7 protein-coding genes and 2 pseudogenes are annotated in these 8,330 nt (G+C 62.4%); 4 read left to right on the forward strand and 5 right to left on the reverse strand.

Annotated features, from left to right (window positions below):
- The 3 genes and pseudogenes from ATI53_RS22175 to ATI53_RS22185 all read left to right on the forward strand — a co-directional run.
- Positions 1 to 427, forward strand: a pseudogene (locus ATI53_RS22175) (transposase); the annotation flags it as partial.
- A gap of 32 nt (positions 428 to 459) precedes the next feature.
- On the forward strand, positions 460 to 666 hold the full coding sequence (locus ATI53_RS22180; RefSeq protein WP_375342746.1) for a phage/gene transfer agent baseplate hub protein: 207 nt from the start codon (positions 460 to 462) through the stop codon (positions 664 to 666).
- Entirely contained in the window at positions 663 to 1,067 is a 405-nt protein-coding gene (locus tag ATI53_RS22185) for an NlpC/P60 family protein (RefSeq protein WP_009502602.1), read from the forward strand. The genes ATI53_RS22180 and ATI53_RS22185 overlap by 4 nt, the downstream gene beginning before the upstream one ends.
- A 56-nt stretch (positions 1,068 to 1,123) precedes the next feature.
- Here the strand turns inward: ATI53_RS22185 and ATI53_RS22190 are convergent, their stop codons facing one another.
- On the reverse strand, positions 1,124 to 1,600 hold the full coding sequence (locus tag ATI53_RS22190; protein WP_111551403.1) for a pyridoxamine 5'-phosphate oxidase family protein: 477 nt from the start codon (positions 1,598 to 1,600) through the stop codon (positions 1,124 to 1,126).
- An 82-nt stretch (positions 1,601 to 1,682) separates the two neighbouring features.
- Here ATI53_RS22190 and ATI53_RS22195 point away from each other — a divergent pair.
- Positions 1,683 to 2,243 (forward strand): annotated as a pseudogene (locus ATI53_RS22195) (baseplate multidomain protein megatron); the annotation flags it as partial.
- A 746-nt stretch (positions 2,244 to 2,989) separates the two neighbouring features.
- Here ATI53_RS22195 and torA read toward each other — a convergent pair.
- From torA to ATI53_RS22215, 4 genes are all read right to left on the reverse strand, one after another.
- The gene (gene torA, locus ATI53_RS22200) at positions 2,990 to 5,455 is read right to left on the reverse strand and encodes a trimethylamine-N-oxide reductase TorA (RefSeq protein ID WP_111551404.1); all 2,466 of its coding nucleotides are present in this window, start codon (positions 5,453 to 5,455) and stop codon (positions 2,990 to 2,992) included.
- 32 nt (positions 5,456 to 5,487) lie between these two features.
- Entirely contained in the window at positions 5,488 to 6,102 is a 615-nt protein-coding gene (locus tag ATI53_RS22205; RefSeq protein WP_111551405.1) for a TorD/DmsD family molecular chaperone, read from the reverse strand.
- Positions 6,099 to 7,625 carry a cytochrome C gene (locus tag ATI53_RS22210; RefSeq protein WP_111551406.1) on the reverse strand — a complete coding sequence of 509 codons (1,527 nt, stop codon included), beginning with the start codon at positions 7,623 to 7,625 and terminating at the stop codon, positions 6,099 to 6,101. Before ATI53_RS22210 ends, ATI53_RS22205 begins: the two co-directional genes overlap by 4 nt.
- Before the next feature lie 400 nt (positions 7,626 to 8,025).
- A partial coding sequence (locus tag ATI53_RS22215) for a transposase (RefSeq protein ID WP_211315412.1) occupies positions 8,026 to 8,330 on the reverse strand: 305 nt, incomplete at its 5' end.

Consider the following 8,330-nt stretch of genomic DNA (forward strand, 5'->3'; position numbering starts at 1 on the left):
CCGGTCCCCGCCTGTCTTCTCCGAGGCCGCAATGCACTGCCGGGCAGTGGACAGCACCGGGATCAAGTTCCTCGGCGACGGGGCCCTCTCATGGTTTGCAGGCAAACCACTGCCGGGTAACAAATGGCAGGCCCGCAAGCACGGAGTGAAGGGGCGCCGCCAGTGGCGCAAGGTTCATCTGGCCATGGACACGGCCACTTCGGACATCCGCGCCGTGGAATTCACCTCAAGCCGCGAGGGCGACAGCCCCGTGCTGCCGGACCTGCTCGGCCAAGTTCCTGAAAACGAGCGGATCGGCACGGTCACCGCCGACTGGGCCTACGACACTCGCCGCTGCCACATCGCCATCATCGGCCGTCAGGCCACCGCGATCATCCCGATCCGCAAGAATGGCCGCCTCTGGAAAGAGGACTGCCCGGCACCGAGGTGCTGGGCCATGACGTAACGGACGGTGTCGCAGTGCTGACGCTGCTTGAACCGCCAGTACGCGCAATCGCGGGCGGTGATGCTTTCACCATTTGCGCAGGCTGTGACAAGCGTATCGAGACCTGCGGGGCGAAGTTCGCGAACACCGCCAATTTCCGGGGTTTCCCGCACATCCCCGGCCAGGACGCGGTCCTACGCTACGCCACGAAGGATGGCGGACATGAGGGAGGCGTGCTGTGACGCAATCTCTCTCATCGGCTGACCCCACCCATGTCATCGCCATCGCGCGGTCCTGGCTCGGCATACCCTATCACGACCAAGCCAGCCTTCGGGGCGTCGGTTGCGATTGCCTCGGGCGCGCGCGGGGCATCTGGCGCGAGGTCGTCGGGCCAGAGCCGTTCCCGCTCCCAACCTACAGCCGGGACTGGGGCGAGACCGGACCGCGCGAGGTGCTGGCCGAGGGCGCTCGGCGCATGATGCCCGAGATCTCACCCTCCGACGCTGGTCCCGGCGCGCTGGTCCTGTTCCGCATGACGCCGCGCGCCATTGCCAAGCATGTCGGTATCCTCACCGGGCCTGACAGCTTCCTCCACGCCTATGAGCGGCTCGGCGTGATCGAGGAATCGCTCACCCCACCCTGACGGCGGCGCGTCACCTTTGCTTTCCTGTTCCCGGACCATGCACCAACTACCGGCGTTCAGGACAGCGGCATGCCGGGTGACCAAGCGAGATCAGGGCCGGTCCAAAAATAGGAAACATTGTTGGTATAGAACGACTGCGGTTCCAGCCGGATAAGACGTCCCGACGGGTCATCGATCCGGGCGATGTTCCCGATGAACCAAGAATTCCATTTCGAACGATCGGCGCCGAGGTACTTCTCGAGAAGCCTCCCGAACAGCTCCGGACGCATGGGCTCGACAGTTGCAGTCCCCCGCATTCCAAGATGAAGAAGGATACCCTTCCCGCGATCGAAACGAACGATTTCGACAGCGCAGCGCGGATCTTCCTCCAGACGCCTTACGGAACTGCCGTCCCGGTCACTCAGCATCCAGATGGCGTCGTCTTCCCAGATGAACCAGACCGGAGCATTGCGCGGCCCTTCCGCGCACATCGTCGCGAGGTTCGCCATGAGCGGCATGGAAAGAAGCTGCTGAGGGTCGAATGTGTGGCCCATCCCGGAAGGCTACATCCGGCCCTCTCACCAATCAACCTTGCTGCGCAGACGTCACCGCTCCCCAATTCGATGGAGGTCGAAAATGGCCACTCTTGTCCTTGGTGCCGCTGGCGCTGCCATTGGCGGCAGCATTGGTGGCGCGATCCTCGGCGTCAGTGTAGCCACCATCGGCTCCACCATCGGCTCAGTGGTCGACAGCTGGATCATCTCGTCGCTCGCGCCGACGCAGCGCATCGAGGGCGCGCGGCTCGACACGCTGCGCATCACCTCGGCCACCGAAGGCGCGGTGATCCCGCGGCTCCATGGCCGCATGCGGATCGGGGGCAACATCGTCTGGGCGACGGATTTCCGTGAGGAGACGAAGACTACCACGCAAGACGGCGGCGGGGGCGGCAAGGTCAAGACCACCGAGTATCTCTACTATGCCTCCTTCGCGGTGGCGCTTTGCGAAGGCCCGATCACCGGCATCGGCCGCATCTGGGCCGACGGCAAGCCGATGGACCTCTCCGGCGTCACATGGCGCTGGTACCCCGGCGACGAGACGCAGACCGCCGATCCATTCATCGCGGCGAGGATGGGGGCCGCCAGCACGCCCGCCTATCGCGGCACCGCCTATGTGGTCTTCGAGGAACTGGCGCTCTCGATCTACGTGGCCCTGGTCGTTGCCGCCCAGCATCCGATCCTGCCACGTCTCCTGCGTCAGGATCGAACACATGCGCGCGCCTCCCATCGGGCGGTCCACGTTGTCGATCACCACCACGGGATCGCTCTGCATCAAGACCGACATGAGGCGCTTGCGCTCCTCCTCCCCGTCCCCGTCGCCCGACTGGTTCAGCACGGTTGCGGCGCGGCCCATCGCCAGCAAAGCCACTGCGTCGGTCAGCAGGCTCTTTCCGGTCCCCATGGTCGGTGCCGTGAAGCCATGCATTGGCGCCGTGCGCAGGGACCTGCGGCACACCGCAGTCAGCATCGCGGACATGGGTTACAACAGTGCGACGAAGAATGTGCTGTATCGCGTCCCACAGCGCCTCGCAACGCAAACCATTGCCGGCAATGGACGAGCGCTTGCGCAATCTGGGGGCTCCGCGCCCGGCGCGTTTGCGCCAGACTCAGAACTCGAATGCCAAAGTCCAACCTGCAGGCGCTCGTTATGAATGGGGGACCAGCGGCGGAGCAGGTCACCCTTCCATATTCCAAGAAGCGGTTTGGGGTACCGCTCAACCTGCACATCGTGGGCACGATGAACACGGCGGATCGCTCGACCGCTGTTTCAATACCGCGTTGCGCCGCCGTTTCACGTTTCGGGAGTTGATGCCCGACCCGACAGTCCTTGCGGAATACATCGGCGACCCCAAGTCATCCCGGCGGCGATAGCTCGATCATCTGCTCCTACCCGTCCAATGCGCTGAAGACGTCCACCTCCGGCGGCGTCCCGACGAATTTTTCCACCTCGACCATGGCCGTCTGGCCGCAATTGCCCTGGGCCAGTTTAGAGGTCGAGATGCCCACGGTCAGGGTGTTGACATCGCCATAGCGGCACAGGCTGCCCGCTTCGCGCGGGTCGGCCGGATCATACCATCCGCCCTCGTTGATCCGGATGACTCCGGGCCGGATCACATCCGTGATCATCACACCGGCCAGGATCTGCCCCCGGTCGTTGAACGCGCGCACCAGATCGCCATCGACAAGCCCCCGCGCCGCGGCATCCTGCGGGTTCATCCAGCACGGCTCGCGCCCGGCGATCGCATAGGATTCGCGAAGCTCCGTGCCGCACAGTTGCGAATGCAGCCGCGCAATCGGGTGGTTCGACGCGATATGCAGTGGGTAGGTGGTGGTCGGCCCGCCAAGACGCTCGATCGGCTCCATCCAGGTCGGGTGCGGCGGGCAATCATCATACCCGAACTTCTCGATGTTGGTGGAATAGATCTCGATCTTGCCAGAGGCCGTTCCAAGTGCGTTAAGCAGCGGGTCGTCGCGGAAAGACGCATGGCGGACGAAATTCTGTTCCTCATCTGTGACCGGAAACGCCAGGGGTTTGTTGCTGTCCCAGAACACATCGAAGATCGGCATCTCCATTCCCTTGGCGCGGGATTCAAGCTTTGCCGCCTCGTAAAAGCCGCGGATCCAATCCATTTCCGTGCGGCCTTCGGTGTATTCATAGCCCAGGCCAAGCTGTTCGGCGATGCCGGTGAAGATATCGAAATCGCTGCGCGCCTCGAACACGGGATCGATTATCTTTTTCATCGGCACGATATGGCTCAGGGCGTAATCACCGACCTGTTCGATGTCGTTGCGCTCGTAAGACGTGGTCGCGGGCAGCACGATGTCGGCATGGCGCGCGGTCGCCGTCCACTGGAAATCGTGGACGATGAACGTGTCGAGTTTCTGCCAGGCGCGCACCATTTCGTTGCGGTTCTGGTGGTGGGAAAACGGGTTGCCGCCGACCCAGTATGCAAGCTTGATCTCCGGCAGCGTGATCTTCGTGCCGTTGAAATCTATCACTTTACCGGGGTTGAGCAGCGTTTCGACAAAGCGCGAAACCGGGATCGTCGCGTTGCCCTCCGCCGAAAGCCAGGCGGCGCCGCCCGCCGGCGGCTGGCCGGGGGTATCGGTGATGGCCGGCAGGGTCGGCGAATTGTGCGTCGGCGCGCCGCCGCTGGAATAGTGATAGCTCAGCCCGTATCCGCCGCCGGGCAGGCCGATCTGGCCGAGCATCGAGGCCAGAGTGATGAGCATCCAGTGGATCTGCTCGCCGTGGTGCTGACGCTGGGTGGAATAACCGAGGGCCAGCATGGTGCGCTTGCTTGCAAAGCGGCGGGCAAGATCCTCGATGGTCTCCGTTGGCACTCCACAGATGGCAGAGGCCCATTCGGCGGTCTTGGGCACGCCATCGCTCTCGCCCGTCAGATAGGGCAGGAACCTGTCGAACCCGGCGGTATAGCGGTCGAGAAATTCCTGGTCGTGCAGACCCTCGGTATAGAGGGTATGCGCGATCCCCAGCATCATCGCCACGTCGGTCTGCGGGCGCGGGGCCAGCCACTCGCCGTCGAAATAATCGCAGGTTTCAGTCCTGACCGGGTCGATGCAGATCACCTCGCCCCCCGCGTCCCGGAAGGCTTCCATCTTGGCGAACCCGTGGTCGGCCACCTGCCAGCTGATCTGCGAGTTGTTGACCGGATTTGCGCCCCAGAACACCATCAACTCGGTGTTCTCGGCGACGTTGGGCCAAGTCGTGCATTGCTCGTAAACTTCGATCGAACCGACAACATAGGGCAGGATGACCTGGGCCGCACCCGTCGAATAATCGCCAGAAGACGAGGTGAACCCGCCGTTGAGCTTGAGCAGGCGGCGCAGCAATGTCTGGCAGTTGTGAAAGCGGCCCGGGCTTTTCCAGCCGTAAGAGCCGCCGTAGATGCTGGTGGGGCCGGTTTCCTCGCGCACGCGCACCAGTTCGCGCGCCACAAGCTCCAGAGCCTCATTCCAGGTGACACGGACGAAGTCGCCGGTTCCGCGCCCGGCCACATCGGCGCCTGGACCGTTCTCCAGCCACGCCCGCCGCACCATCGGATACTTGATGCGCGACGGCGAATAGATCGAATCCAGAACGCCCGGCAGCTGCGGCGACGGCCATGGGTCTTCTTCCCACGGAGTAAACTCAACGGCGCGCCCATCCTCCGTGCGCGCGCGAAACACGCCCCAGTGGCACCCGGACAGGATCTCGTCGGCGGGGGTTTGCGCCAGCGCGCCCTTGGTCAGCAGTGGCAGACCGGCTGCGCCAAGCGCGCTCAGCGCCGTGCCAGACAGGAAGGTGCGCCGGGAAACGCGGACAGGACCGGATTTTTTCGAGTGCGACATGCTGTTCTCTCTCAGTCTGGTGGTGGATGACGTCACAGCGAGCTTGCTGACCGGGCGGCGCCGATTTCATTCAAAAGGCATGTAACGACGACGGCTGCGCTGCTGTAGAAACCGTCCTGATCTTGTGCGTCGAGCCTTGCGCGCATTTGCGGAATCCACGCCTCCATGCGGTTCTGCAATGCAAGGGCAGTATCGTCGTCGCCCTTGTCCAGGGCGGCGGCGAGGGCTGCGAGCTCGATCGATAAATGGTCCGGCGGTTCATGGCATCCCGCCCGGACTGACATGTCCAGTCGGCGCAGAATCTTTCGCATCTCCTCGACGGGTGTCTGAAACAGGCGGGAGCCATTTCCACAGTAGAAGCTTTCATAAAGCGATACGGTGCGCCGCCCGGAAACGCCGTCAAAGAGCCTGACGTACCGGGCCGAAAGATCCTGTCCGACAGCGGCAAGAAGCGTCGCCTCCATCTGACGGGCCGCGTCTCGGCAATTGAGGATTTCCCCCACATCTCCGAGCAATGTACGTCCGCTTCCCGCGACCATCCGCTCGACGGTTTCAGCGCTCGGCGGCGCGAGGAAGATCTCGCCGATCCACTCCGCCAGCCGGGCATACGGTTTCAGTTGCGCGTCATTCAATGTTGCTACGTTCATTCCACTGCACCCGGATCACGCGAGGTGACATCCTTCGAATGGTTCTGAAGATATGCGAGAAGCAGCCGATACTGATCGTCGCCCAGCGACGTGAACCGCCGCATCGAATTCAGGTTTCCGATCCATTGGTTGGCTAGGTAGTGGTCCTTCACCGGCAGGGCATGGCAAGTGCCGCAGCTGGCATTATACAAATCGGCGCTATAGTCCCACAATGCCGATAGCTCGGTCGACATGTCCTTGTCGTCGATCCAGACTTCCAGACTGCTCCTGGCCCATTCCTGCTGGGTATCTGGATCGACCATCGACTCCTGCCTGCTCACCTGTTCGATGGAGGCGTCGCCAAGGATGGCCTGCAGGATCCGATGGCCCTGTTCGGCATAGAAAACACGCTCTGCCTCCGGCATCTGCCAGCCGTCCAGCCGTACCTTGAGTCTGCCGTCCTCTCGGTCAACCACCGCAAGCTCGGTCGCGCCCAACAGCTTGCCATCCCCGTCGGCCGTTCCCACGGCGGCCTTGTCGATGAAGAAGGTTTTGGTATGTGCGACATAGACCGTCTCCGCCGCCTCGATCTCGCCAGCCCCCGACGTCGGCAGCTCCGGCACCTGCGTTGCAGAAGGAGGCAACATCACAATCTCGGGTGTAAGGTTCGGCTCGGGCATGCCCGGAGCGGGCTTGTCGATCGCCGGAACGGTTTTCATATAGGCGCCCATCGCGAACCGGTCTGCATCCGAGATTTGCGCCGTATTGTGCACAACGTCGGCCATATCGCCGCCCGCAACCTTGTTGATCGGACTTATGCCCGTTCTCAGGTAATTGGCGATCGAGTTGGCCGACCAGAAGCCGATACCGGTCTCGTCAGGCGTGATGTTGGGGAAATAGCCCGTGCCCTCCGGATTTGCCCCTCCGGCATAGCGCATGTCCTGTGGAATCGTGCCCATGAACGTCCGCGGCGAGTGACATTCGGCGCAATGGCCCGGACCTTCGACAAGGTAGTGACCGCGCTCGAGAACGTCGGGCTCAACAGACAGCGCGGCGGCGGCTTCGGTCGAAGGACTGTACTCGATCGGTTGTCCGTCCAGGAAGGCGAGGCGCCAGACGCCAACGCCGCGGCGAATGTTGTAGGGAAACTTCAGATCGTGATCCGGAATGTCGCTCGCTACAGGTTCAAGCGTCTGAATATAGGCAAACATGTCGCGAACATCGTTCGCCGTCATGCGTTGATACGATGTGTAGGGAAATGCCGGATAGAGGTTGCGACCGTCGGGCAGCAGGCCGTCCGGGCCGACACCTTCGCGCATCGCCCTGGTGAATTCAGCGAGCGACCACGCGCCGATACCATCCTCTGGATGGGGCGAGATGTTGGGCATGTGGAATGCGCCGAATTCGGTTTCCAGCACGCGCCCACCTCCCAGAAGCAGCTGGTCGTCCTGGTTGGGTGTGACCGCCCGTCCGTTGGCCAGAAGCAAGACATTCTCCGCACCGGGGGAGACATGGCAGGTCGCACAATCGCCGATGACGAACATTGCCCTGCCATTGTCGAGATCCGGTTCCGTATTATCGGCAACATCCCTGTCCGGATGCGTTAGCGACCATACGAGAGGGGACGTGAGGGCAAGAAATCCCACAACGCCAAGAGCCGCCAGCGAAACTCCGCCAACAAGAACCCTTTTTCTCGTATTCGGTGATAAAGCCACAATCACATCCTCTCTGCTCGGGCCACCACCTTGCGGCGGCCGCGTTGACGCTTCCTGATTGCTAAACCAGCTTGGTGATCCGCGACTTTGATGTGCGTCAACCTACGGGTGTTTCAATTCGAAACGATCTCGCAAGGCGATGATCTGACCAACCCGTAGCCGTTGGTCAGATCAGTTGGCGTTGTCGCGCGAAGCGACACGGGGGGATTCTCTTAGAGTCCGTCCGAGATCATATCCTTTCTTGGCAAAGCCTTCGCAGCATTGATCGAATGGACGCCCATCGCAGGAACGCCAATGCGTTCTGGTTCAGGCACTCCCAGTCCTTGGCCAGGCGGCGGCAGCGATTGAGCCATCCGATGGTCCGCTCGACCACCCATCGCCTGGGCAGGACGACGAATTTGCCGGCATCCGTCCGCTTGACGATCTCGACATTGATCTTGCGGCAAACCTTCTTCAATTCCTCCTGAAACTTCGGCCCCTGATAGCCGCTGTCGGCATAGAGTTTCAGCAAGGAAGGGTACCGGCCGAAGAGCG

Origin of the sequence: Salipiger aestuarii, from assembly GCF_003259905.1 — a bacterium.
GTDB classification, from domain to species: Bacteria; Pseudomonadota; Alphaproteobacteria; order Rhodobacterales; family Rhodobacteraceae; genus Salipiger; species Salipiger aestuarii.